Source organism: Streptomyces sp. Edi2 (assembly GCF_040253635.1).
Taxonomy (GTDB): domain Bacteria; phylum Actinomycetota; class Actinomycetes; order Streptomycetales; family Streptomycetaceae; genus Streptomyces.
In genome coordinates this window covers 720,018-743,720 of record NZ_JBEJGX010000003.1, presented here as the reverse complement: position 1 = coordinate 743,720, position 23,703 = coordinate 720,018, and the positions used below count along the sequence as shown (strand labels likewise).

At 71.9% G+C, this 23,703-nt stretch carries 15 protein-coding genes; 5 read left to right on the top strand and 10 right to left on the bottom strand.

Features of this window, described 5'->3' with window-relative positions; translation table 11 throughout:
• Nucleotides 1-37: 37 nt before the first annotated feature.
• From ABR737_RS06670 to ABR737_RS06660, 3 genes are all read right to left on the bottom strand, one after another.
• Nucleotides 38-2,515, bottom strand: a complete 2,478-nt coding sequence (locus ABR737_RS06670) for a SpoIIE family protein phosphatase (protein ID WP_350249258.1) — start codon at nt 2,513-2,515, stop codon at nt 38-40.
• A 186-nt stretch (nt 2,516-2,701) separates the two neighbouring features.
• Nucleotides 2,702-4,333, bottom strand: coding sequence for a helix-turn-helix domain-containing protein (locus ABR737_RS06665; RefSeq protein ID WP_350249257.1), 1,632 nt, complete (start codon nt 4,331-4,333; stop codon nt 2,702-2,704).
• Between the two features lie 371 nt (nt 4,334-4,704).
• A complete protein-coding gene (locus ABR737_RS06660; protein WP_350249256.1) occupies nt 4,705-5,898 on the bottom strand; it encodes an acyltransferase family protein in 1,194 nt (397 codons plus the stop codon).
• 927 nt (nt 5,899-6,825) lie between these two features.
• Between ABR737_RS06660 and ABR737_RS06655 the strand changes: the two genes are divergently transcribed.
• The 3 genes from ABR737_RS06655 to ABR737_RS06645 all read left to right on the top strand — a co-directional run bounded on the left by ABR737_RS06655 (nt 6,826) and on the right by ABR737_RS06645 (nt 11,030).
• Nucleotides 6,826-7,659 carry an undecaprenyl-diphosphate phosphatase gene (locus ABR737_RS06655; protein WP_350249254.1) on the top strand — a complete coding sequence of 278 codons (834 nt, stop codon included), beginning with the start codon at nt 6,826-6,828 and terminating at the stop codon, nt 7,657-7,659.
• A gap of 253 nt (nt 7,660-7,912) precedes the next feature.
• Nucleotides 7,913-9,199, top strand: a complete 1,287-nt coding sequence (locus tag ABR737_RS06650; RefSeq protein WP_350249253.1) for a PP2C family protein-serine/threonine phosphatase — start codon at nt 7,913-7,915, stop codon at nt 9,197-9,199.
• 478 nt (nt 9,200-9,677) lie between these two features.
• The gene (locus ABR737_RS06645) at nt 9,678-11,030 is read left to right on the top strand and encodes a DUF5685 family protein (RefSeq protein WP_350249252.1); all 1,353 of its coding nucleotides are present in this window, start codon (nt 9,678-9,680) and stop codon (nt 11,028-11,030) included.
• Between the two features lie 66 nt (nt 11,031-11,096).
• On the opposite strand, the gene ABR737_RS06640 is transcribed toward ABR737_RS06645, so the two are convergent.
• The 4 genes from ABR737_RS06640 to ABR737_RS06625 form a co-directional block, all read right to left on the bottom strand.
• Nucleotides 11,097-11,939, bottom strand: coding sequence for a hypothetical protein (locus ABR737_RS06640; RefSeq protein ID WP_350249251.1), 843 nt, complete (start codon nt 11,937-11,939; stop codon nt 11,097-11,099).
• Entirely contained in the window at nt 11,939-13,207 is a 1,269-nt protein-coding gene (locus ABR737_RS06635) for a VWA domain-containing protein (protein ID WP_350249250.1), read from the bottom strand. Before ABR737_RS06635 ends, ABR737_RS06640 begins: the two co-directional genes overlap by 1 nt.
• A 157-nt stretch (nt 13,208-13,364) precedes the next feature.
• Nucleotides 13,365-14,543, bottom strand: coding sequence for a MalY/PatB family protein (locus ABR737_RS06630; protein WP_350249249.1), 1,179 nt, complete (start codon nt 14,541-14,543; stop codon nt 13,365-13,367).
• 121 nt (nt 14,544-14,664) lie between these two features.
• Nucleotides 14,665-16,845, bottom strand: a complete 2,181-nt coding sequence (locus ABR737_RS06625; RefSeq protein WP_350249248.1) for a SpoIIE family protein phosphatase — start codon at nt 16,843-16,845, stop codon at nt 14,665-14,667.
• Nucleotides 16,846-17,217: 372 nt separating this feature from the next.
• On the opposite strand from ABR737_RS06625, the gene ABR737_RS06620 reads away from it, so the two are divergent.
• A complete protein-coding gene (locus ABR737_RS06620) occupies nt 17,218-17,994 on the top strand; it encodes a GNAT family N-acetyltransferase (protein ID WP_350249247.1) in 777 nt (258 codons plus the stop codon).
• Nucleotides 17,995-18,136: 142 nt separating this feature from the next.
• A complete protein-coding gene (locus ABR737_RS06615) occupies nt 18,137-20,098 on the top strand; it encodes an APC family permease (protein ID WP_350249246.1) in 1,962 nt (653 codons plus the stop codon).
• Between the two features lie 42 nt (nt 20,099-20,140).
• Here ABR737_RS06615 and ABR737_RS06610 read toward each other — a convergent pair whose 3' ends face one another.
• From ABR737_RS06610 to ABR737_RS06600, 3 genes are read right to left on the bottom strand one after another with little or no spacing between them, the layout of a single operon-like run.
• Entirely contained in the window at nt 20,141-21,016 is an 876-nt protein-coding gene (locus ABR737_RS06610) for a geranyl diphosphate 2-C-methyltransferase (protein WP_350249245.1), read from the bottom strand.
• 37 nt (nt 21,017-21,053) lie between these two features.
• Nucleotides 21,054-22,112 carry a family 2 encapsulin nanocompartment cargo protein terpene cyclase gene (locus ABR737_RS06605; protein WP_350249244.1) on the bottom strand — a complete coding sequence of 353 codons (1,059 nt, stop codon included), beginning with the start codon at nt 22,110-22,112 and terminating at the stop codon, nt 21,054-21,056.
• A gap of 18 nt (nt 22,113-22,130) precedes the next feature.
• Entirely contained in the window at nt 22,131-23,573 is a 1,443-nt protein-coding gene (locus ABR737_RS06600) for a family 2B encapsulin nanocompartment shell protein (RefSeq protein WP_350249243.1), read from the bottom strand.
• Between the last annotated feature and the right edge of the window lie 130 nt (nt 23,574-23,703).

The following is a 23,703-nucleotide window of genomic DNA, read 5'->3' as shown; positions in this document are numbered from 1 at the left end:
CGGTCCTCCGGTGACCCGGTGATCCGGTGATCCGGGCTCAGTCTTCCCCGGCGGGGGATCCGGCCTCGGACGGCATGCTCTGCTCGGTCCAGATGATCTTGCCGGTGGGGGTGTAGCGGGTGCCCCAGCGCCGGGTGACCTGCGCGACGATGAACAGCCCGCGCCCGCCCTCGTCGGTGGTCCGGGCATGGCGCAGCCGCGGCGAGGTGCTGCTGGCGTCGGAGACCTCGCAGATCAGGGCGTCCTGCCGGATCAGGCGCAGCGTGATCGGTCCGGTGCCGTGGCGGATGGCGTTGGTGACCAGTTCGCTGACGATCAGCTCCGTGGTGAACTGCAACTCGTCCATGCCCCACTCGGACAGCTGCCGCCCGGCGAGCACACGGGCGGTGCCGACCACGGCCGGGTCGGTGGGCAGGTCCCAGGAGGCGACCTGGTGCGCGTCGAGGGCGTGGGTCCGGGCGAGCAGCAGCGCGGCGTCATCGGACGGCGGTCCGGTCATCAGCGCCTTGATGACATGTCCGCCGATGTCCTTCAGCGTCCGCCCGGGCACCGCGAGGGCGTTGCTCAGCCGGGACAGCCCGACGCCGATGTCCCGGTCGCAGGTCTCGATCAGTCCGTTGGTGTAGAGCGCGATCAGACTGCCCTCGGCCAGCTCCAGGTCGACGGACTCGAAGGGCAGCGTCCCGAGGCCGAGCGGCGGTCCCGCGGGCAGTTCGGGGCAGTCCACAGCGCCGTCAGGGCCGACGAACAACGGCGGTAGATGGCTGGCGCGCGCCATGCTGCACCGCCTGCTGACCGGGTCGTACACGGCGTACAGACAGGTGGCCCCCATGAACGTCGAGGCCACGCTCGGGTTCCCGGCGTCCGCCGCCGGGTCGGTGCCCTGCGTCTTCACCAGGCCGATGACCAGGTCGTCCAGCCGGGCCAGCAGTTCATCGGGCGGCAGGTCCAGGTTGGCCAGGGTGCGTACGGCGGTACGCAGCCGCCCCATCGTGGCCGCGGCGTTGATGCCGTGCCCGACCACATCCCCGACCACCAGGGCGACCCGCGCCCCGGACAGCGGAATCACATCGAACCAGTCGCCCCCCACTCCGCTCGGCGCGTCCGCGGGGAAGTACCACGACGCCACCTCCAGGGCGGATCCGCCGGTCAGTTCGTGCGGCAGCAGATTCTGCTGCATCACCCGGGCCGCGGCGCGCTCGCGGGTGAAGCGGCGGGCATTGTCGACACACACCGCAGCCCGGGCCACCAACTCTTCGGCGAGCCGGACGTCGTCCGCCACGAAGGGACCCAGACGGCGGGAGCGGAAGAACGTCGCCGCGCCCAGGGTGATGCCCCGGGCCTGGACCGGCGCCACCATCACCGAGCGGAATCCGAAGGCGCGGATCACCGCGGCCCGTACCGGGTCCTCGGTGACCCAGGAGCTGGTGGCGAAGTCCAGTACCGGCTCCACGAGGGATTCGCCCTTGAGCAGACAGCGGGCGATGGGCGACGTGGGGGAACGCTGGACGGCTTCCCCCACGGCCAGCCCGGCCTCCGGGCAGCCCTCGTGCACCGACTGCTGGCCGGAGCGGCGCATGGTGGGGGTGTTGTCGACCGGCCCGGGAACCGGCTCGGCACCCCGCAGGACCGAATCCAGCAGGTCGACGGCGACGAAATCGGCGAGCGCCGGCACGGCGACATCGGCCAGTTCCTGTGCGGTCCGGGTGACATCCAGCGTGCTGCCGATCCGCACACTGGCGTCGTTCAGCAGCGCCAGGCGTTCCTGCGCCCGCCAGCGTTCGGTGACGTCGATGACCATGTACCACAGGCCGATGCGCCGGCCCTGGGGATCCTCCAGCCCGAAGAACGACGCCGAGTAGGCGCGCTCCTGGTGGGGGTCCGCGTACGTGGGGCTGCGGAATTCATAGTCCATCACCGGCGCCCCGGTCTTCAGGACCCGTCGCATCCGCTCCTCGAACGCCTCGGCCTCCAGCTTCGGCAGCACCTCCGCCACCCGTTTTCCCAGCCGCCGGTCGAGCGGGATCAGGCGCTCCAGCACCTCGTTGACCCAGACGTACCGCAGACCGGTGTCCAGCACCGCCATGCCGACCGGCGCATGCGCCAGGAACGGTTCGAGCATCAACTGGTTCACACCGCCGCCCGGCACCCGCCACTCCTCCAGTGCGAGAACGGACCACCGTTCCTGGCCGGTGCGGTCGAGAAGCGGTGTGACCTGCACTGCCAGCTGCAGATCCCGGCCGTCCCGGTGACGGGCCGCGACCGACCCGCCCCAGCCGTCCCCCGAACGGCACCACCGGGCCACGGCGGCCACCCGCGCCTCGTCGCCGGGTATCGCCAGCAGCTCCGCCGCGGGACGGTGCAGGATCTCCTCGGAGGGATAGCCGAGCAGCCGCTCCGCCGCCCGGGTCCACGCGATGACCCGCCCCTGTCGGTCCAGTTCGGCCGTGGCCGCCTTCGCCATGTCCCACGCGCGGCCCGACCCGCCCGGCACGGCATTCTCCGAGGTCATCATCGCCAGCCTGTCAGCTCAATGGAGCAATATCGCCCAGTTTAGGAGAATTGTGGACTAAGGGCGGTCTGTGCGATCTGGGGGCGGGCGGGGCGCTTACCTCGCAGGCGGTGAGGGTGGCGAGCGGGCACAGCGGGCCCCGGCGGGGAGAGGGGCGGGCCGACCGCGACTCTGCCGTCCTGCTCGCGCTCAGGGAGCGGGCGGCAGTCGCAGCTGGAGCATCGCCAGCAGTCGCTGATCCGGACGGCTGAGGTCGAGGCCGGTCAACTCCTCGGCGCGGCGGATCCGGTAGCGCAACGTGTTGGGGTGCACATGCAGCTCGGTGGCGGCGGCCCGTACGTCACCGAAGGCGTTCAGAAAAGCGAGGACCGACTCGGCCAACTGCCCCTGGCTCCGGCTGTCGTGAGTGACCAGGGCGGTCAGCCGGGGGTCGCGCATCTCCGGGTGCACGGAGAGCAGCGTCAGCACCTCGCTGACCAGCACCTCGGCCTGGATGTCCGGCAGCGCGGCGACCGTGGTGGCGACGCCGGCGCTCACCATGGCGTCGAGGATCCGGTCCGCCTCCCGCCGTGATTCGGGAACCTCGCCGAGCCCCGGCACGATGCAGCCGATGGAACCGCGCAGCGGTATGCCCAGATGCCGGCCTGCGGCCTCGGTGATCGCCTGCCCCCAGCCGCGCAGCGTGCCGGTGTCGATGCTGCGCGGCAGCTGCGGCAGCAGCACATAAATCCGCCCATCGACCTGGGTGACCAGGGCGCTGCGGTGCCGGGCCGCGGTGTGTACCGAGATCAGGTTGCTGACCTCGGAGCGGGTCAGCTCCGGCGGGGCGGCCTCGGCGGTCCCGTACGAGAAGCCCAGGACGGCGGCCGGGCGGGCCGCGTCCAGGGCCAGGTGGCTCGCCAGCGGCTGGGGCCCGGTGCTGCCCTCCAGCAGCCCGGCCGCCAGTGTCCGGGTCAGCGTCAGGTCCGCGGAGAGCTCCCGGCGGCGGCGTACGAGGTGGAGCGCGGCGACCCGGGCCGCACCCAGCAGCGCCTGGTCCGAGTGCTCGGTCAGCGGCACCGAGCCCTCCTGCACCCAGATGGTGCCCAGCTGCCGCTCCCCGGACCGGATGGCCACCGCGAGTCGCCGGCGAATCCCCAGCTCGGGGTGGCTGTCGATGCAGATCACCTCGTCGGAGGCGCGCAGCCGCTGGAAGACGCCCCACTTCCGCAGCCGCGCCAGATACGCCTCCGGACCCTGCCAGCCCAGGATGGACAGCCGCCGCAGGTCGTCGACCTCGTCGGAGTCGGTGGAGCGGGAGTAGGCCAGCACGCGGTTGGCGGTGTCCTCGATGCTGACGATGCCGCCGGTCAGGACGGCGGTGGTCTGGGCGAGCGAGAAGAGGTCGCCTTCCTCGGGGCCCTCGCCGGGGCGTCCCTGCGGCACACTCTCCAATGCCGCGCGGGCCAGCGCGTCCACCTGCTCCCAGCGCGCCTCACTCCGGACGGACAGCAGCGCGATGCCCGCCTCGACGGCGGTCGCGCTGAGCGCCGCGGCCTGTCCGGGAGTGTCCAGCTTGACCGCGACGGCAGCGGCGCCGTCACGCCCGCCGGCCCGCAGCGCGGGGAAGGCGGCGCGGCCGCGGGCGCCTATGGCGAGCACCAGCTCGCCGGGGTGGGTGATCGGCGGATCCTCGGGGTCCAGCAGCGCGACGCTGCGGATTTCGACGTCCAGCCCGGCGGGCGCGGCCTGCAGCTCCACCAGGGGCTCACCCAGCGACATCAGCAGCTGGCGCAGGCTGATCCCGGTCGGGGGTGGCGATGCCGCCGCGGCTGGTTCCATGGCCGGCGCCTCTGCTGGATCCGGGTGGCCTGGGCTCATGGGGCTGCTGGCCATCTGGCAGGCACTTCCGATCACGTCACATCAGCATTCGGTCGGCCCGAGGTGAGCCACCACCGCACGTATGAGCTACGCCAACAGTACTGATGCTATCCGCCGGGGCCATGGGGGCCATCGGGGCCACGGGGGCGGTCGGGGGCCGTGGGGGGCACTGGAGCCCCGGCCACTTCTGCCGCCCCCGGCCCACGCCCCCGGCCACCGCCACTACGGGTGCGCCGGGGGCCTGAGGTGAACCGGCAGGAGGCGTCCACCGCTCGTAAGCCCAGCTGAGCGCCGCCCCGCCCCTCATCCCCCGTCAGGTTGTACGGCCCCCGTCAGGTCGTACGGCCCTGCCGGGCGCCGAGCGGGGGCTCCTTCCTGAAGGCCCACGTCATCTTCGGCTCCATGACGAAGCGCAGGGCGCGCTGGACCGGCGGGGTGCACAGCAGCGTCACGATCACCCCGGCGAGGAGTGTGATGGTGATGGCGCCCCACGGGGTGTGGACCCAGTCGGCGTCGTACCAGTCCCACCAGCGGGAGGCCTTGGCCAGGAAGCCGTGCAGCAGGTAGCCGTAGAGCGTGCCGGCGCCCAGTACGGTGCACCACATCCGGCGGCCGGGCACCCAGGCCAGGAAGCAGGCCGTGAGGACCATTGAGCAGCCGAACATGGCCAGTTGCATCAGGACCCCGCACCACCACGGCACGCCCAGATGCTGTGCGCTGTCGGTGTGGTAGAACCATGCGTCGTTCATGCGCGGCACGGCCCAGTAGGCGAAGGCCAGTGCGGCCACGAGAACGGGCACGGCGGCCCTCCGCGCCGCCCGGCGGCGCACGAGCTGGAAGTGTTCCGGCTTCAGGCACATGCCCAGGACGAAGAACGGCAGGAACTGCAGGACCCGCTGCAGGTCCAGGCCGCTGCCGAGATCCGGGGAAACCGAGGCTGCCAGGGCGATCGCCAGGGCCAGGGGCACCGGCCACCGGACGATCCGCCACAGCGGGGCGGTGAGCCGCCAGAGGAACAGGGCGACCAGGAACCAGGTGAGGAACCAGGGGTCCGTCAGGTCGACCGAGAAGCTCGGCACGTCGCCGGCCCAGTACCGGAACGCCGAGTAGGCCGTCTGGAAAACGATGTACGGGACGGCGACGCCGGTGACCAGCCGCTGCAGCTGGTTCCGCCGCATCTCGAAACTGCGGGAGAAGTACCCGGATATGACAGTGAAGGCGGGCATGTGGAACGCGTAGACGAAGATATAGAGCGCGGCCGCGCTCCGGCTGCCCGCATACAGCGGTTCCCAGGCGTGGCCCAGTGCCACCAGCACGATCGCCAGGTATTTGGCGTTGTCGAAGAACGCGTCGCGGTGCTTGGCCGGGGGTGGTGGCGCCGACTCGTCCGGGGTGATGCCCGGGGCGCCGGCACGGGGGCGGGCGGGAGAGCGGGTGGGGACGGCGGTCCGCTCGGCGGAGGCCGGCTGATCGTCGTCCTGCAGGGTGGAGGCGGAGGCGGCGGAGGAGTGGGAGGGAGGGGTCACGACACGGCCTCCCAGCGGTCGGTCGGCCGTCGGGCCCTTCTCGCCGTGGTGGTGGGGGCGATCACTGTGACGATCGTGGTAAGCGGCATCCTGGCTCCTCATGTGTGCTGGCGCGGGACGGGTGGAGGACCCTACCGGTGCCGGGTGGCGCTCCTGGTGTGAGCCGGCGGGGGCCGGTGGCCCACAATGCTGTGGGAACCTTCGCCTCCCGGTGCGCCCACGGGCCGGGAAGCGTGCCCGCAGGGCGACGGTGTGCCTGCGCCTGTGCCTGCGCCTGCGCATCGGCCATGGGGCGGTTCCCCCCTCCTGGTCGTCTACAGTGTTGTAGACCATCTGGCACTCTAGACACCGGGGCGCGGGGGACGCATCCCGACCCATCACGGGAGGGGCTGACGACATGGCACGGTGTCCGGGTGCCCGCCCTTCTGTACGTCGCCGGTCAGGGGCACCGTTCATCCGTACCGAATCCCGGCGGCCATCCGCCACCCGGGCCCGTCACCACGGCGGTTGCTCTCCTGCTCCCGTTCCCACCGGCCCGCCCGCACCAGCCTTCTCTGCGCCGGTCCCGTTCGCACCGGCCCTCTTCGAGCCGGCCCGGCCCGCACCGGCCCCGTTCGCCGGCCGCCCGCACCGCCCCGCCCGCCTGCCGGGCCGCTCCCGAGCCGGCCCGCCGCGCCCTTCGCTTCGGCCCGAGGGCACGACCCCCAGTACAGTCGCCTCACCGACCGGTGCGCCGCGGCATACGTGTGTCGCGGTGACACCGGAGGTATCCGCGGGACCCGCCCGGGCCGAACCGAGCGCACCGGCGAGGGTGCCGATGCCCCCTCGTCCCCGCCGCGCGCCCGGCCGCACGACCCCACGCCCACCGCACCACGGCGCACCCGCGCCGCATGCCCGCCCCGTCCCCCCTCTCCAGAATTGGATCCCATGAGCGCGATCAGCATCGGCCAAGCCGTCGTCCTCGGAGCCGTCGAGGGGGTGACGGAATTCCTTCCGGTCTCCTCCACCGGCCACCTCAAGATCACCGAAGGTCTGATGGGCATCCCCGTCAACGACAAGGCCGTCGTCGCCTTCTCCGCGGTCATCCAGGTCGGCGCGATCGCCGCGGCGCTCGTCTACTTCTTCAAGGACATCGTGCGTATCGTGGGTGCGTGGTTCCGCGGGCTGCGCAATAAGGAGGAGCGCTACCACCACGACTACAAGTTCGCCTGGTGGGTGATCTACGCCACCATCCCCATCGTCGTCGTCGGCCTGGCCGCCAAGCCCCTGATCGAAGGCCCGCTCGCCTCCCTGTGGGTGGTGGCCGGGTCGCTGATCCTCGGCAGCGGGGTGATGTGGGCGGCGGACCAGATGGGCCGCCACAAGCGCGGTGAGGACGACACCTCGCTCAAGGACGCCATGTGGGTCGGCTGCTCCCAGATCCTCGCCCTCCTCTTCCCGGGCTTCTCCCGCTCCGGCGCGACGATGTCCACCGCCCTCATCCTCGACCTGGAGCGGGTGGCGGCCACCCGTCTCTCCTTCTTCCTCGGCATCCCGGCCCTCACCGGAGCCGGCATCTACGAGCTGAAGGACGCCATCGGCACCGGCGCCGCCGTCGCGCCGCTGGCCATCGGCACCGTCGTCTCCTTCGCCGTGGCCTATGCCTCCATCTCCTGGCTGCTGAAGTTCGTGGCCAAGCACTCCTTCAACTCCTTCGTGATCTACCGGATCCTCGTCGGCGCGCTCCTCTTCGGCCTGCTGGGCATGGGCGTCCTTTCCTGACGACTGGCGCGGTCCGACGACTGGCGTGGTCCGACGACCGCCGTGTCCGACGACCGCCGTGTCCGACGACCGCCGTGGTCCGACGACCGCCGCGGTGCCGCCGTGGCTCCCGGTGCCCGGCGAGCCGCGGGGAGCCTCGGCCGCACGGAGGACCGGCACCGTGGCCGCGGCGGGCCGTGCGGCCGCCCCGGGCCGGCCCGGCAGATCATGGCCGGGGCGCGCAGCGGGCGGGCCGCGGCGCTCTGGAGGTGCCTTGTCGAACGAGGATGGCCCGGACCGGAACCGGGACGCCGGCCCCGCGCACCTGACCGCCCGTCTGCGCACGGTGGAAGAAGCCGCCGAACGCATCGGCACCACCCTGGACGAGCAGACCACCTGCGCCGAGCTGTCCCGGATCCTGTGCCGGCACCTGTGCGACGCCGCCGCGGTGGACCTGCTCGACGAGGAGGGCACCGGGGCGCGCTCCCGCTCCCCGGCAGCGCTGCGCCGCGTGGCGACGGCAGGCCTGGTCAAGGTGCTGGAAGCACGGTTCCCCGACGAGGACCCGGAGCGGCCTGACAGTGGGTCACTCCCGGTCCGGGCGCTGACCGAGGGACATCCCGTCACCGCGACGGCCACCCTGCCCGGCGGCCGCTCGGCCGGGGCGCTGTCGGTGCCGCTCCGCGCGGACGGCCGCCGCTACGGCGCACTGCTGGCCCTGCGCGCAGGCGGCAGTTTCACCGCGGACGAGACCGACACGGTGCACTTCCTGGCACGTCTCACGGCCGGCCGGCTCGCGCACGCCCGCCGGTATGCCGCGGTGCAGCGCACGGCGATGGACCTGCAGCGGGCGCTCCTCGCGGAGCCCGGCAGGCCGCACCCCAACCTCGAACTCGCCACCCGCTATCTGCCCTCCGGCAGCAGCGCCCTGGTCGGCGGCGACTGGTTCGAGACGGTACGGCTCCACTACGGACGCACCCTGCTCGTCATGGGCGACGTCATGGGACACGGACTCGATGCGGCGGTCGACATGAACGCCTACCGCTCCCACCTGCGCTACGTCGCCTCGACCGATCTGCCGCCCCATCGCGTCCTGCGTCAGCTCGACACCGCCGTGGCCGGGGACGAGGCGCGCCGTCCGGCGACCTGTCTGCTGGCCCGGGTCGATCCGGCGCGCGGTATCGCCGCGTTCGCCAGCGCGGGCCATCTGCCTCCGGTGGTGTTCAGCCGCGAGGGCGTGGCCTGCCTCGTCGAGGTGCCCGTCGGCCCGCCCCTGGGCACCGGTGCCGGGGGCTACGAACTCGTCACCCGCACCCTTACGTCCGAGGAGACGCTGCTGATGTTCACCGACGGTCTCGTCGAGCGGCGCGGGGAGGACATCGACGTCTCGCTGTCCCGGCTGGCCCGGATACGGCTGCCCGCCGGAGCGGGGGTGACGCAGGTGCTCGACGAGGTGCTGCTCCACCTCGACGGCCTGCATGCCGAGGACGATGTCGCCGTCCTCGCCGCCCGGCTGCGCCACCACCCCGGGGCGGGGGCCGCCGCGCCGCCGGCGCTCTGACGCCGCACACCCGAAGCCGCACACCCGAAGCCGCACATCCGGCGCCACCACACCTGCCACCACCACACCTCGCGCCGGCTCCCTGACACCGGCACCCCGGTCCGTCCCGACGCATCCCCAAACCGGTTGAACGCTCCCGGGACGCAGTCCGTACATAGGGGTGTGCCGCGGGATTTTCCCCGATTCCCGGCCCGGCCCGGCCTTCCTGTGGACCCGGGCCCCGCGGCCGCTCCGCCGGTGTTTCCCCTGGCACCGCGGAGCGGCCGCCTTTCACCGCCGCGCGGGCGGCGGCGGGCCGGTTCGACGTCCGTGCCGCCCCAGCACCGACATGACGAACCATCAGATTTCATCCGGACTCCACGGCCTCCCCATGGGGTGTGTGTCCAGGTCAACGGCACACTCGGTACGATTCCTGCCGCTGCCGGCCCGCGTCGACCGAGGCCGGTCCATGCCGACGTCTTACGGGGGTTTCTTCCACATGTTCGGAATCGTCAGGCCCTGCACCCATCGCCTGTCACAAGGACTCAAGGCGGAGTGGATGGCCCATCTGTGCGGCCTCTGTCTCGCGCTGCGCGGCGACCACGGGCAGTTCGCCCGGGTCGTCACGAACTACGACGGACTGATCATCTCCGTGCTGACGGACGCTCAGTCCGGCCCTGCGCAGACCCGCCGCCGCACGGCGGGACCCTGCCCGCTGCGGGGTATGCGTACCGCATCGGTGGCGCAGGGGGAGGGCGCGCGCCTCGCGGCGTCGGTGTCCCTCGTGCTCGCCTCGGCGAAGATACGCGACCATGTCGCCGACGGGAACGGCGCGTTGCGCCGCCGGCCGGTGGCCGCCGCCGCGCGCAAGGTCGCCGCGGGATGGGACCGGGCCGGGGCGCGCACCGGCGCCACCCTCGGCTTTGACACCGCCGTACTCGTCGACGCCGTCGACCGGCAGCTGGGCATCGAGGAGCTGGCAGGGCCCGGCACTCCGCTGACGTTCATCACCGAACCGACCGAGACGGCGACCGCCGCGGCCTTCGCCCACACCGCGGTGCTCGCGGGCCGGCCGGGCAACGCCGCGCCGCTGGCCGAGGCCGGCCGGTTCTTCGGGCGGCTGGCCCACCTCCTCGATGCCGTGGAGGACCGTGCGGCGGACGCCGCCGAGGGCGCCTGGAACCCGCTCGCCGCCACGGGCGCCACCCTCGCCCAGGCCCGCCGGCTGTGTGACGACGCGCTGCACGGCATCCGTCTCGCACTGCGCGACGTCGAGTTCGCCGACTCCGCCCTGGTGCATGTGCTGCTGGTCCACGAACTGCGCCGCTCGGTGGACCGGGCCTTCGGCACGTCCACCTGCTCCCACCAGGGGCACGGAGCGCCGGGGCCGTACGACGGCCAGGGCGGGAACCCGTACCGAAACGGCGGACCCTCCCCGTACGGACAGCCTCCCCAGTACGGCCAGGCACCGGCCGTAGGCGGCCCGTACGCCCACGGGCAGCAGCCGCTGAACGGACCTCAGAACCCCTACGGCGGCGGCCCGGTGGGCCCCGGCGGTCCGGGCGGCGGCCACGGCGGCTACGGCGGGGGCTCCGGCGGGGGCGAGGGCGGCGGGATGCCGCACGTCCCGCAGCAGCCGAAGAAGCCCCGCGGTTTCTTCGCCGGCTGTGCGGTCGCCATCGGACTGTGCTGCACCTGCAAGCTCTGCTGCGCGGAGGAGTACGAGGGACCGTGGTCGCGCAAGAAGCGCGAGGGGTGCTGCCAGAACTGCGATTGCTGTGACGGCTGCAGCTGCTGTGAGTGCTTTGAGTGCTGCGAATGCTGTGAATGTCTCAGCTGCGGCAGCTGCTGAAACCTGACGGTTCCGGACACCCGCCGGGGGCGGCCACGGCCCGTGCCATGACCGCCCCCGGGCCGGTCAGGCGCCCGGTGGCATCCGCGACGGGCGTCCTGAGCCCCCGGTGAAGCGGTAGCCGGCGATACCACCCAGGGCGGCGAGCAGTCCGCCCGCCGCGGTCCAGATCCAGCGGTCGGACCACCCGCCGGACGACCAGCCGCCGTCCGGCTCGCCCAGGGCGGCGGGCTTCCCCGGCGCGGTGCTCTCCTGGGCCTCGGGGGAGGCGGTGGAGGCGCCGGGCACCAGGGGAGCGGCGAGTGCGCCGTCCACGTCGTGGGCGCCGCCCTGGTCGGCGAGGGCGGCGTCGACCTCCGCGTGCACCGGCAGACCGAGGTCGTCCTTGGGCAGGTCGACCACAGTCAGGCGAAGGTAATAGCTGCCCGGCAGCGGATCGTTCGCCCACGGTTCGGCCCAGGCGCGGACCGTGCGCAGCGTGCAGGACAGCTCGACGGAACCCGCATCCCGGGCCACCGCCCTGGTCTGGGCGCCGTACTGGCACGCCTGGCGGCGGCGCAGCCCGTCATAGACATCGAGCTGCCAGGTGGCCGAGCCGTGCCGGGCGCTCTGCGGGAGGGTCACCTTGGCCTTGACGGTGGCGCGCTGCCCCGCGTCCACGGGCAGCACCCAGTAGAGGTAGTCACCCGTGGAGGCATCGGCCGTGGCCCGCTGGTCCGGTGTGATGGCCGTCGCCGTACGGAACGAGGTACCGGCCTCGGTCGGGGCCGGCGCCTCCCCGTCCGTGCCGGCGCTCGTGCTGGGGGAGGGGCTGTCGGCGAAGGCCGTTCCCGCCGTGCCGAAGAGGGCGGCGCCCGCCAGCGCAGCGGTCGTCAGCACAGCGGCCGTCAGGGTGCGTAGGGTGCGCATCAGTTGGTCCTCCAGACGGTCACGCGCCAACGGGAGATCCAGCCCCACACCAGGCCGGCGATCAGCCCGGTGAGAGCCAGCGAGATCAGCAGCCACCAGCCGTGTCCGAGGCCGAAGAAGGCCGCGTCGGAGGCGCCATCGGGCCCGTCCACCAGGTCCACGGTCAGCTCGACGGGCAGGCCCGGGTCGGTCTTGACCGAGGCGGGCGCCGAGAAGGAGTTGCTGACCTGCAGACAGACGGTCTCCGTCGCGGATGCGTCGTCATCCGAGGAGGCGGGTGCCTTCGGGTAGCGCAGCCCGGAGGAGATCACATCGGTACGGCCGTCGCCGGCCTCCGCGCCGCGGACGATCTCCCTGCCGTGCACGGTCGAGGCCCGCAGCAGGACCCCGTAATCGTTGTTGACCGCACGGTCGGCGGCGAGGCTCACCGAGGCCCGCAGCTCCTGGCCGGGCCGCACGTCCACCCGGTACCAGCGGTGCTCGGCGAACTTCTCGCGGTCGGTGTAGAGACCGGGCTTGAGCTGCGGGGCGCCGGTGCACTGCCGGCCCCCCTCGGTCGCCACCGGAGTGACCACCGGACGGGCGGCACGGTCCACCAACTGGTGCACCCGGTCCCGGAGTTCCTTGGTGTGCTGTACCGAGGTGTAGGTGCCGCCGGTCGCCTCGGCGATACAGCTCAGCTGGTTGCGCGTCTTGGCGTCCGGCAGCAGACCGAGGGTGTCGACGGTGAGATGGATGCCCTTGGCGGCGATGTCCCGCGCCACCTGGCAGGGGTCGAGCGGGGCGCAGGTGTCCTCGCCGTCGGTGATCAGGACGATCCGGCGGGAGCCGTCGCCGCCCTTGAGGTCGTCGGCCGCGCCCAGCAGAGCCGGCCCGATGGGTGTCCAGCCGGTGGGGCTGAGCGTGGCCACCGCGGTCTTCGCCTCGGTCCGGTTCAGCGGTCCGACCGGGTAGAGCTGCCGGGTGTCCTTGCAGCCGACTTTCCGGTCCTCGCCGTGGTAGTTGGCGCCGAGGGTGCGTATGCCGAGCTGGACCTCGTCCGGCACGGCGTCCAGCACCTCGTTGAACGCCTGCTTCGCCGCGGCCATCCGGCTCTGGCCGTCGATGTCACGTGCCCGCATCGAGCCGCTGACATCGAGCGTCAACTCGACTTTGGGGGAAGGCTTGGCGTCCGGTTCATCGGCGCCGGCAGGTGTGGGGGCGAGCGCGAGGGTCATCGCGGCCAGCAGGCCGCACACCCCGGCCGCCAGCCGTTTTCTTGTGATCATCGCCGGATCGTATGGAGAAAGTCTCCGCATTCCAAAAACGACCCCTCAAATGCGGTGCGCAGAAGGGGTGGTGGCGCGGTGGCCGCCGCGCGGACCGGCGTCCGTTCCCCGTACGGCGGCGGCGAGGGGGGGTACGGAGCGCCGCCCGCTGCCGTGCTCAGGCCAGCGCGGCCGCCATCCGCCGTACGGCCTCCGTCAGCAGCTCCGGCGAGGTCGCCAGGTTGAGCCGGACGTGACCGGCGCCGCCGGTGCCGAAGCCGGCACCGGGGCTGAGCGCGACCCTGCCGCGGGCGAGGAAGACCGCGGCGGGATCGTCACCGAGACCGAGCGGGCGGCAGTCGAGCCAGGCGAGGTAGGTCCCGGCGGCGGGGCGGTAGCGGACCGCGGGGAGCTGTTCGGTCAGCAGGCCGTCGAGCAGCCGGCGGTTGTCGTCGAGGCCGCGGAGCACCGCGTCGAGCCAGTCGCCGCCGTCCCGCAGGGCGGCCGTGTGGGCGATGATGCCGAGGTGGCTGGGACCGTGACTGACCTCTTCCGGCATACGGGCCAGATCGTCGGCAGCGGCGGGCCCGGCGAGGGCGAGCGCGGCCTTGAGGCCGGCCAGGTTCCAGGCCTTGGACGCCGACATCAGCGACAGACCGCTCTCCGCCCCTGGCACGCTCAGGTAGGGCACGAACCCGGCGTCCGGGGCCACCACCGGGGCGTGGATCTCGTCGGCGACGACCCTTACGCCGTACCTGTCGGCGAGCGCGGCGACGGCGGACAGTTCCTCGGCGGCGTGCACGGTGCCGGTGGGATTGTGCGGGCTGCACAACAGGTAGGCGGCGCGGCCCCCGTCCGCGACGGCGTGCCGGAACGCCCCCTCCAGCGCGGCGAAATCGATCCGCAGGTCCGCACCCAGCGGCGCTTCCACCACGCGCCGGTCCATATGCGTCACGAACTGGTAGAACGGCGGATAGACGGGGCAGTTGACGACCACCGGGTCTCCCGGCCCGGTGAGCAGCTTCAGCACTTCGACGATGCCCAGCATCACATCGGGCACGATCGCCGTACGTTCCACCTCGAGCCCGTCCCAGCCCCATCGCGTCCGCGCGAAGTCTGCCAGCGCCCGGGCGTACGCCGTGCCCGCCGGGTAGCCGGTGTCGCCGAGCGCGACCGCCTCCGTGATCGCCGCGGCGACCGGTTCCGCCAGCGGCACATCCATCTCCGCCACCCACAGCGGCAGCACATCGTCCGGATAGGTACGCCACTTCATGCTGGTACGCCGTCGCAGGGCGTCGAGGGAGAGCCGGCGCAGCGGGTTGGGGTCGTCGGGGGTGGCATGCGGCACGGGATTCATGGAGCCAAAATAGGCACGTTGCCCGGCGAAAAGGCAGAGGGCGAGCGGTCCTCGCTCTCGACCGGGGCCCTGGCACACCGAGCCCGGACCCGCACCGGCCGGCCGGCGTACAGGCCCGGCGTCAGGTGGCGGTGAGCACCAGAGCGGCCTGGTCATCGGGGGTGGACCGGCCCGCGAAGGCGGTCACCGCGGCATGGACGGCCTCGATGAGACCGGCGGCGCCGGACGTGGTGCCGGTGAGGGTGAGAAGGGCATCGGCCAGACGGTGTTCGTCGAAGAACTCGCCGGTGGCGGAGCGTGCCTCGGTGATGCCGTCGGTGACCAGCACCAGGCTGTCGCCCGGCGCGAGGTCGAGCCGGCAGGTGGCGCCATGGAATTCCGGGCTGATCCCCAGGAGCAGGCCCGGCTGGACGAGTTGTTCGACCGTGCCGTCGGTGCGGCGCACGAGCGGCGGCACATGACCGGCCCGGATCAGCTCCAGTGCGAGGTGCGATCCGGTGTGCCGCAGTTCGCCGTAGACGAGGGAGACGAAGTGGTCCTCGTCGAGCGGGCTCCCGGTCAGCGCGTCGTTGATGGCGGAAACCACGTCCGCCGGATCGTGCAGCAGACGCGCGGCGGCGCGGGCGGTGTGGCGGACCATGCCGGTGATGGTGGCGGCCAGTGCGCCGCGCCCGCAGACATCGCCGATCATGAACGCCCAGTGGTCGTCGGGCAGCGGGAAGACGTCGTAGAAGTCGCCGCCGACCTCGATCCCCTCCCCGGCGGGGGAGTAGGACGCCGCCAGATCGGCGCCCGGAACGCTGGGCAGCTCCGGAGGCAGCAGCCCGGCCTGCAGGTCGCGGGCCAGCTGGACGCGGTCGCTGAACTGGTGGGCGTTGTCGGCACTGGAAGCGGCCCGGCGCGCCAGCTCTTTGGCAAGGGAGATGACATGGCCGTCCAGGGGCCCGTCGGTGGCCAGCAGGGTCAGTACGCCGAAGGTGCGGCCGCGGACGCTCAGTGGGACGCAGAGGTAACCGGTGACGCCGGGCAGGACGGTGTGGCTGCCGAGGGCGTCGGCGTGGTCCGTCTCCGTGGTGCCCGAGGCCAGCACCCGGGCCACCGCCCGCTCGACCTGCTCGCGCAGGACGGGAGAGGCGAGGAGGTCTTCCTCGGCAGGGGTGGCGGCGGCCATGGCGATCTGCCGGGTCCGGCCGTGCTCCCGCACATGGACGCTGCACAGCAGTGCCAAGGTCGGCACGACCAGCCGGGCCAGGCACTGCAGGCAGTCGGAGAAGTGCGGCTCGCGGGTGATGGCCGTGCTGGCCTCCAGGACGAAGGCCAGGTCCTCCCGGGCCTCCTGCTCCCGTTCCTGGGCAGCGCGGCTCGCCTCCATGGCCTGGTGGCGTTCGATGGCCAGCGCGGCGATACGGGCGAACGCGGCGCTGAGGGCCAGGTCCTTCTCCTCGGGGGCCTTGGGGGCCCGGTGGTACATGGCGAAGGTGCCCAGCAGCCGGTCGTCCGTCCCGATGATCGGGGTGGACCAGCACGCCGCGAGCCCGGCCCGGGCCGCCAGCTCCTGATAGCCCTCCCACCGGTGATCGGTGGCGATATCGGTGACGATCACCGGCACCCGCAGGTGCGCGGCCGTGCCGCACGAGCCCACGTTCGCGCCGATGGCGATCCCGTCGATCGCCTCGTTGTAGAAGGCCGGCAGGCCCGGCCCCGTGCCGTGCCGTAGATGCCGGCCGTCGGAATCGGCCAGCAGCACCGAGACGATCAGCTCCGGCGACAACTCCTCGATCGCCTTGGCCATGCCGGTCAGGATGTCGCCCAGCGGGGCGTCGCGCGCGATCTGCTCCAGCAGGATGCGCTGTTCGGCCGCGAGGAGCTGGGCGTGGTGGTGCCCGGTGGTTTCCACCGCGATCACCACCACCCCGTCGACCGCGCCCACCGCGTCCCGGCGCGGCTCGTAGGTGACGTCGAAGAATCCCTCCCGTTCCTTCCCCGGCACGCCGAGCAGCAGCCGCGCGCCGCGGGCGCGGAGGGGGGTGCCCGTGCGGTACACGGCATCGAGCCGGTCGAGGACGCCCTGCGGCGCCAGCTCCGGAATCAGGTCGCCGATCGGCAGGCCGGCATGCGTACGGTCGCCGCCGAACGCCGCGAAGAACGCCGGATTCGCCGCCTCCAGCAGGTGAGAGGCGCCGCCCAGCGCAACGAAGATCACCGGAGCCTGATCGAACAGGTCCTCGTACTCCTCGGTCCGCCAGGACGGGAACCGGGGAGGAGTGGTGACCGCGCCGAGGCGATCCGGCTGTAGGGACATGACAGGCCGCCTCTCTCCCACGTATCGACCGCGGCGCCCGTCCACCTCCACTCTGGCACACCGCTCCGCGGATTCCAGGCCGCGGCCGGGAGGGGTCACCGAGCGGATCCGCTCGGCGACTCGCTGAACTCTTCGCCCTTCCTCCGCTGCCGCGCGGCCGGGGGCCTGACGGGGCCATTCGGCGTACGCGTCCCCCTCCCCGGGAGCGATCGCACCCGGCATGCACCTTTCCTCCCCTATGGTCCTGATGGCCGGTATCGCCTCAGCCGCCCCGACCTCCGACCCCCGGCCGCCCGGCACCGCGCCGAGTGCGGCACCCATGTCTCGGCGCACGGCCGCACCGGCGCAGGCCGCGACCACCCGAGGAACCCCGTGATCGAACTCGCCCCGGACCAACTCCCCGCGCTCACCGGCTGGTTCACTGCCGGCTCCCCCGGAGCGGGCGCGCTGCCCGAACACGTACGGGCCTTCGGCACCGGCCGCTGGTGGGCCGACCGGGCCACCGCTCCGCGCGCCCTGGCGGTGGCCTGCGCGAACCACGTCCTGCTCCGCGGCGACCCGGACGCCCTGACCCCCGGCGACCTCGCCGTCTTCGGCGCGCACTATGCGCAGGCCCCCGCCCGCTTCCTGCCCGCTCTGGGCAGCGCCTTCGACCTGGTCGTGCCGTGGGAGCGGATGCTGTACCTGCACCAGGTGCCCGTACCGGTGCCGCGCACCCCGGACGGAGTGACGGTGCGCCGGCTGGCCCCCGGGGACGCCCCGGCGCTGGCCGCCCTCACCCCGGACGCTGCGTGGCTCCATGCCGGCTGGGGCGGCCCGGCCCCGCTCACCGTCTCCGGGCTCGGCTGGGCCGCCTTCCGGAAGGAGGACGTCCTCGCCGTTGCCTGTACGTACTTCCACGGCACCCGGTACGAGGACATCGCCTGTTTCACCGCTCCGGAGCACCGTCGTCAGCACCTGGCCCTGGCCTGTGTGACCGCCCTGTGCCGGGACATCGCCGCCCGCGGCCACACCCCGAGCTGGACCTGCTCCCGCGACCACCGTCCCAGTCGGCTCCTCGCCTGGACCGCGGGTTTCCGCCTGGCGCACGAGTACGTGCACCACCTCACCGGAAAGCCGGTCCGCGACGGAGCCGGACTTCCCGCCTGAACACCCGCCTGCCGCCCCCGGCCTCCGGGGACACGAACGCGCCACGCCGCCGAACACCACGGCGACGATGTCCCGCTTACATACGCTGACGTGGCCGTCCCGCCGATGGCCGGCCCCGTTCGCGGTACGACAGGAGCACACGATGGCCGCCTCCGCCGGTTCTCCCCGGGCCGCAGCACGGCATCGCCTGCGCGCATGGATGCTGGAGGGCCTGGCCGACATGGCCAAGCACCACCCCGGGCCGCACGCGGGGGCCCAGAGCGCCCACCGCGGACAGCGGTGGTGGCGGGTGATGTGCCTGACCGGAGTCGACTACTTCTCGACCCTCGGCTATCAGCCGGGCATCGCCGCCCTGGCGGCGGGCGTGCTGTCGCCGGTCGCCACCCTCGTCCTGGTCCTGGTGACGCTGGCCGGCGCGCTGCCGGTGTACCGGCGGGTGGCCAGGGAGAGCCCGCACGGCCAGGGCTCGATCGCGATGCTGGAGCGGCTGCTGTCCTTCTGGCAGGGCAAGCTGTTCGTGCTGACCCTGCTGGGGTTCGCCGCCACCGACTTCCTGATCACCATCACCCTCTCGGCGGCCGACGCCGCCACCCACCTGGTGGAGAACCCGCACCTCACCAGCGCCCTGCACAACGGCCAGCTGGTCATCACGCTGATCCTGGTCGCGCTGCTGGGCGCGGTGTTCCTCAAGGGCTTCCTGGAGGCCATCGGGGTGGCCATCGTCCTCGTGGGTCTCTACCTGGGGCTCAATGTGGTCGTGGTCGCCGCCGGAGTGTGGCATGTGGCCACCGCGGCGCATGTCGTCACCGACTGGTCCCATGCCCTGACCACCGAGCACGGCAGCGCCCTGGCCATGGTCGGCGTGGCCCTGCTGGTCTTCCCGAGGCTGGCACTGGGCCTGTCCGGGTTCGAGACCGGCGTGGCCGTCATGCCCCATATCGAGGGCGACCCCGACGACACCGAGGAGCGCCCCACGGGGCGCATCCGGGGCGCAAAGAAGCTGCTCACCACCGCCGCCGTGATCATGAGCGTCTTCCTCATCATCACCAGCTTCATCACGACCCTGCTCATCCCCGCGGACGCATTCCGGCCCGGCGGTCCGGCCAACGGACGCGCCCTGGCCTACCTGGCCCACGAGTATCTGGGCTCGGCCTTCGGCACCGTCTACGACGCCTCCACCATCGCGATCCTCTGGTTCGCCGGCGCCTCGGCGATGGCCGGCCTGCTGAACCTCATGCCGCAGTACCTGCCGCGCTACGGCATGGCGCCCCACTGGGCACGCGCGGTCCGCCCGATGGTGCTGGTCTTCACCCTGGTCGCCTTCCTGGTGACCTGGCTCTTCGACGCCGATGTGGACGCCCAGGGCGGCGCCTACGCCACCGGTGTCCTGGTCCTGATCAGCTCCGCCGCGATCGCGGTGACCATCACCGCACGGCGTGCCCGCGAGCGGGGCTGGACAATCGGCTTCGCCGTCATCTCACTGGTCTTCCTCTACACGACCATCGCGAACGTCATCGAGCGCCCCGACGGGGTGAAGATCGGCGCCTGCTTCATCGCCGGGATCATCCTGCTGTCGTTCCTCTCCCGTCTCGCCCGCGCCTTCGAGCTGCGGGTGACCAGCGTCGTGCTCGACGAGAAGGCCGAACGGTTCATCCGAGACGTCGCCCACCGCAAGATCCGTTTCATCGCCAACGAACCCGACCAGCGCGACCTGTCCGAATACCGCGACAAGCTCCAGCAGATCCGCACCGACAACGACCTGCCGGTCGACGACGACTTCATCTTCGTCGAGGTCACCGTCGGCGACCCGTCCGAGTTCGAGAGCGAACTACGGGTACGCGGCGAGGTCATGCACGGCCGCTTCCGGGTGCTCGCCCTCGAAAGCTCCACCATCTCCAACGCGCTGGCCGCGCTGCTGCTGCACGTACGCGACGCCACCGGAGCGCGGCCGCACATCTACTTCGAGTGGACCGAGGGCAACCCCTTCGCCCAGTTCCTCCGCTTCTTCCTCTTCGGCCAGGGGGAGGTCGCCCCCGTCACCCGTGAGGTCCTGCGCGAGGCCGAACCCGACCGCGACCGGCGCCCCCGCGTCCACGTCGGCTGAACGAGTCCGGCCGCAGCGTACGCAGGGGCGTGGCCCCGGGACTCAGACGCGGTCGGCCGCGATCAGCAGGTACTGGAAGCTGCCGTTGCGGTAGGCGTTCAGGAAGGTCTCCTCGATGCCCGTGACCAAGTGGTCGGCCTTCCGGCGCAGTTCCCAGTACGGCAGCGCGGCCGCGGTCAGGTCCTGGACGTGCACGGGGACGAGCCTGTTGCGGGCCATGGCGCTGAAGTACGCCGAACGGGGGTGGATGTCACAGATGTAGTGGGCGTTGATGAGGGACACCTCGCGCGAGGCGCGCCCATAGGCGTCGTTGTAGCAGCCGGTGATCGTGACATACCGGCCCCCGCGCCGCAGCAGCCGTGCGTGCTCCGCGAACAACAGGTCCAGCTCGACGTACATGGTCGACTCGTTGTTCCAGGACGCCGCGTACGCACCCGAGGTGAAGCCGGTGTCGAGCATGTTGCGGTGGTGGTAGCGCACCTTGTCGTCGATGCCGCGCTTGCGGGCCTGCGCGTTGGCGAAGTCGGCCTGCTTGGCGGAGATGGTGGCCCCGTCGGCGTGGCAGCCGTGGCGCAGATGCGCCACCACGCTGCCGCCGCCGCGTCCGCACCCGGCGTCGAAGACCCGGTCGGTGGGGGAGAGGTCGCCGAGGCGGGAGGCGAGGAGTTCGGCCTGGGCGTGCTCCAGCCGGTGCAGTTCGCCGGTGACCCGTTCGCGGCGGAGGTCCTGGTCCGGCTCGTCCAGCACCGACCAGTCGGCTTCCCCGATGCCGTAGTGGTGGTGGTACAGGTCGTCGATCTTACCGAGTTCGAGGTTGACCGGGTTTTCCTCGGCGTTCCAGTAGTCCGCGACGCGGGACTGGTACGTGGACTGGGTCGGCACCGGTGTACGGGCGGTGTCGGCATGAGCGATGGTCAACGGTGACTCCTTGCAAGGGTGCGCGGGATCGGTCGGTCTACCAGTAGTTGGGCAGCTGATAGCGGTCGGTGTTGGTGGCATGCCACTCGTGGTTGCCGGAGACCCAGGCGGCCAGGCCCCGGGCATACCTCTCCAGGAGGGGCGAGAGGGCGGCCAGCGGGGCCGACTCCGTCTCGAACGCCTCCATGATCTGGTTGTGGATCTCGACGCTCTTCAGGTAGGCGGCCTTCAGCCCGCGTTTGTCGTGGGCGGCCACCACCTGCGGCAGGTTCAGGTGGGTCGGGTCACTCGCCAGCTCCTTGGTGAAGGAGTACAGGTCGTTGACGATGGTCGTGGCGTTGCAGGCCAGCGCCGTGACCCGCTGGACCTCGGGACGGGCGTAGAGCGCTTCGGGCAGTTCATAGCCGTCCACGGCGTCGACGAGGGACAGGCAGGGGCGGAAGTTGTTGAACTGCCGCATCACCAGGTACTCCCAGACCTGCGGTACGTGCCGGGTCTCCGCCCAGGAGGCCTCGGCCAGATAGCCGAGGTGCAGCCGGGCGACGTCATGGACGAACCGGTCCGTCTGGCTGGGGGTGGCGAAGGCCGCGTAGTCGGTCAGGGCCCAGTGATAGGAGCGCAGGGGCCCGTCGGCCTGCACGCCGCAGCGCCACTCCTCCTCCAGTCCGGGGGTGCCGTGGAAGGGGTCGAGGGCCGACTGGGCGATGATCAGCCGGCCGCCCAGGCCGCGGCGCGCGGCTCCGCGGCCTTCGTCCTCCTCGCAGTAGCAGCTGTCGACGATGTTCTCCGCCAGCAGCAGCTCACCCGCGACGGTGAGGCGTTCGAGATCGGCCGCCCCGGGATGCTGCAGGACGACGGCGCGGCCGACCTGGAACTGTGCGAAGTCCCCGGTCCACCGGGCGGGAAAGAGATCCAGCCGGCGGGCCCAGGCCTCCAGCCTGCGGTCGATCTCCGCGGCCTTCTCCGGGTCGGCGGGGGCGGCGGGCCGGTACCTCAGTCCGGGGACGGCCCCGCCGCGTCGGGCCCGTACGGTGCGGGCGAGGTTCGGCGGGCCGGGCAACGAGAACCCGGCGGTGGTGTCGGGAGGCGTGCTCATGGTGCGTACTCCACCTGGTCAGTCGGTGCTCCGGCCGATCTGGACGTTCTCCAGGACTCCGGCCGCGTCGGGCACGAGGATGGCCATCGAGTAGTAGGCGGTGACCAGGTATTTGATGATCGCGGCGTCGTCGACGCCCATGAAGCGGACGTTCAGACCGGGCTGGAACTCCTCCGGGATACCGGTCTGGTGCAGGCCGACGACCCCCTGGTCCGCCTCGCCGGTACGCAGCGCAATGATGCTGCTGGTGTTCGCGTCGCTGATCGGGATCTTGCCGCACGGGAAGATCGGGACACCGCGCCAGGCGGGGACCTCATGCCCGTCGACGTTCGCCGTGCCCGGCACCAGACCGCGTTTGTTGCACTGCCGGAAGAAGGCGGCGATCGCCTTCGGGTGGGCCAGGAACAGCCGGGTCTTGCGGCGCATGGACAACAGCTCGTCCATGTCGTCGGGGGTGGGTGGGCCCGTGTAGGTGCTGATGCGCTGGCCGTAGTCGGCGTTGTGCAGCAGCCCGAACTCCCGGTTGTTGACCATCTCCCATTCCTGGCGCTCGCGGATCTCCTCGACGGTGAGCCGGAGTTGCTGCTGGGTCTGGTCCATGGGCTCGTTGTAGAGATCGGCGACCCGGCTGTGCACCCGGAGCACGGTCTGGGTCAGGGAGAGTTCGTACTCGCGCGGGGCGAGGTCGTAGTCGACGAAGCCACCGGACAGCGTCGGCTCGCCGACGTGCCCCGCAGCCACCGGCACCTCCGCCTCGCCCCTGCGGTTCGCGGGACGCTGCTGGCGCTCCGCGAACGCCGCCAGGTGTGCGGCCAGCGACGGCACCCGGTCGGTGAACTCCCGGATCACGTCCCAGGGCAGCACCATCAGCACGCCGGCCGTCTCGGCCCGCACCGAGCTCAACCACAGCGGGTCGGGCCGCCCGATCGCCTCGTCCCCCATCTGGTCGCCGTCCGTGACGACGCCGATGACCTCCTCCTCGCCGTACTTGCCGACCGTGTAGCGGGCGAACCGGCCGTGGACGACGAGATACGCCTCGGTGGCAGGCTGCCCTGCCTCGAAGAGCACCTGGCCGGCCCGGACTTCACGGACACGGAAGCGGCCCGCGAGCTCCTTCAGCACCTCGGCATCGTCGTAACCGCGCAGGGCGGGCAGCTCCGTGAGCGTCTGGGGGATCACCTTGATGTCGTCCGCGCCGTTCTGCTCGAACTGGACACGCCCCCGGCCGACACGGAGTTGCAGACGCCGGTTGACCCGGTAGGTGCCGCCCTTGACGTCCACCCACGGCAGCATCTTCAGCAGCCACCGTGAGGTGATGGCCTGCATCTGGGGCTCGGACTTGGTGGTGGTCGCCAGTTGGCGCGCGGCCCGGGTACTGAGGCTGGTGAGTGTGCTGTCTGCGGGTGGTTCGAGAGCGGGCTCCTCGGCAGCGGATCCGGTGACGCTGTCCGGTACGGACACATTCCCTCCCGGGACGTGAACAGAAGTGAGCAATGCGGCCAGTGGTGAACAAAGTGGCCGTGCGTCACCAAGCCAAACAGACCGGAGATCATCTCGGTACAGCGTGAAAGGGGGCGGCCTCGCATTCAGA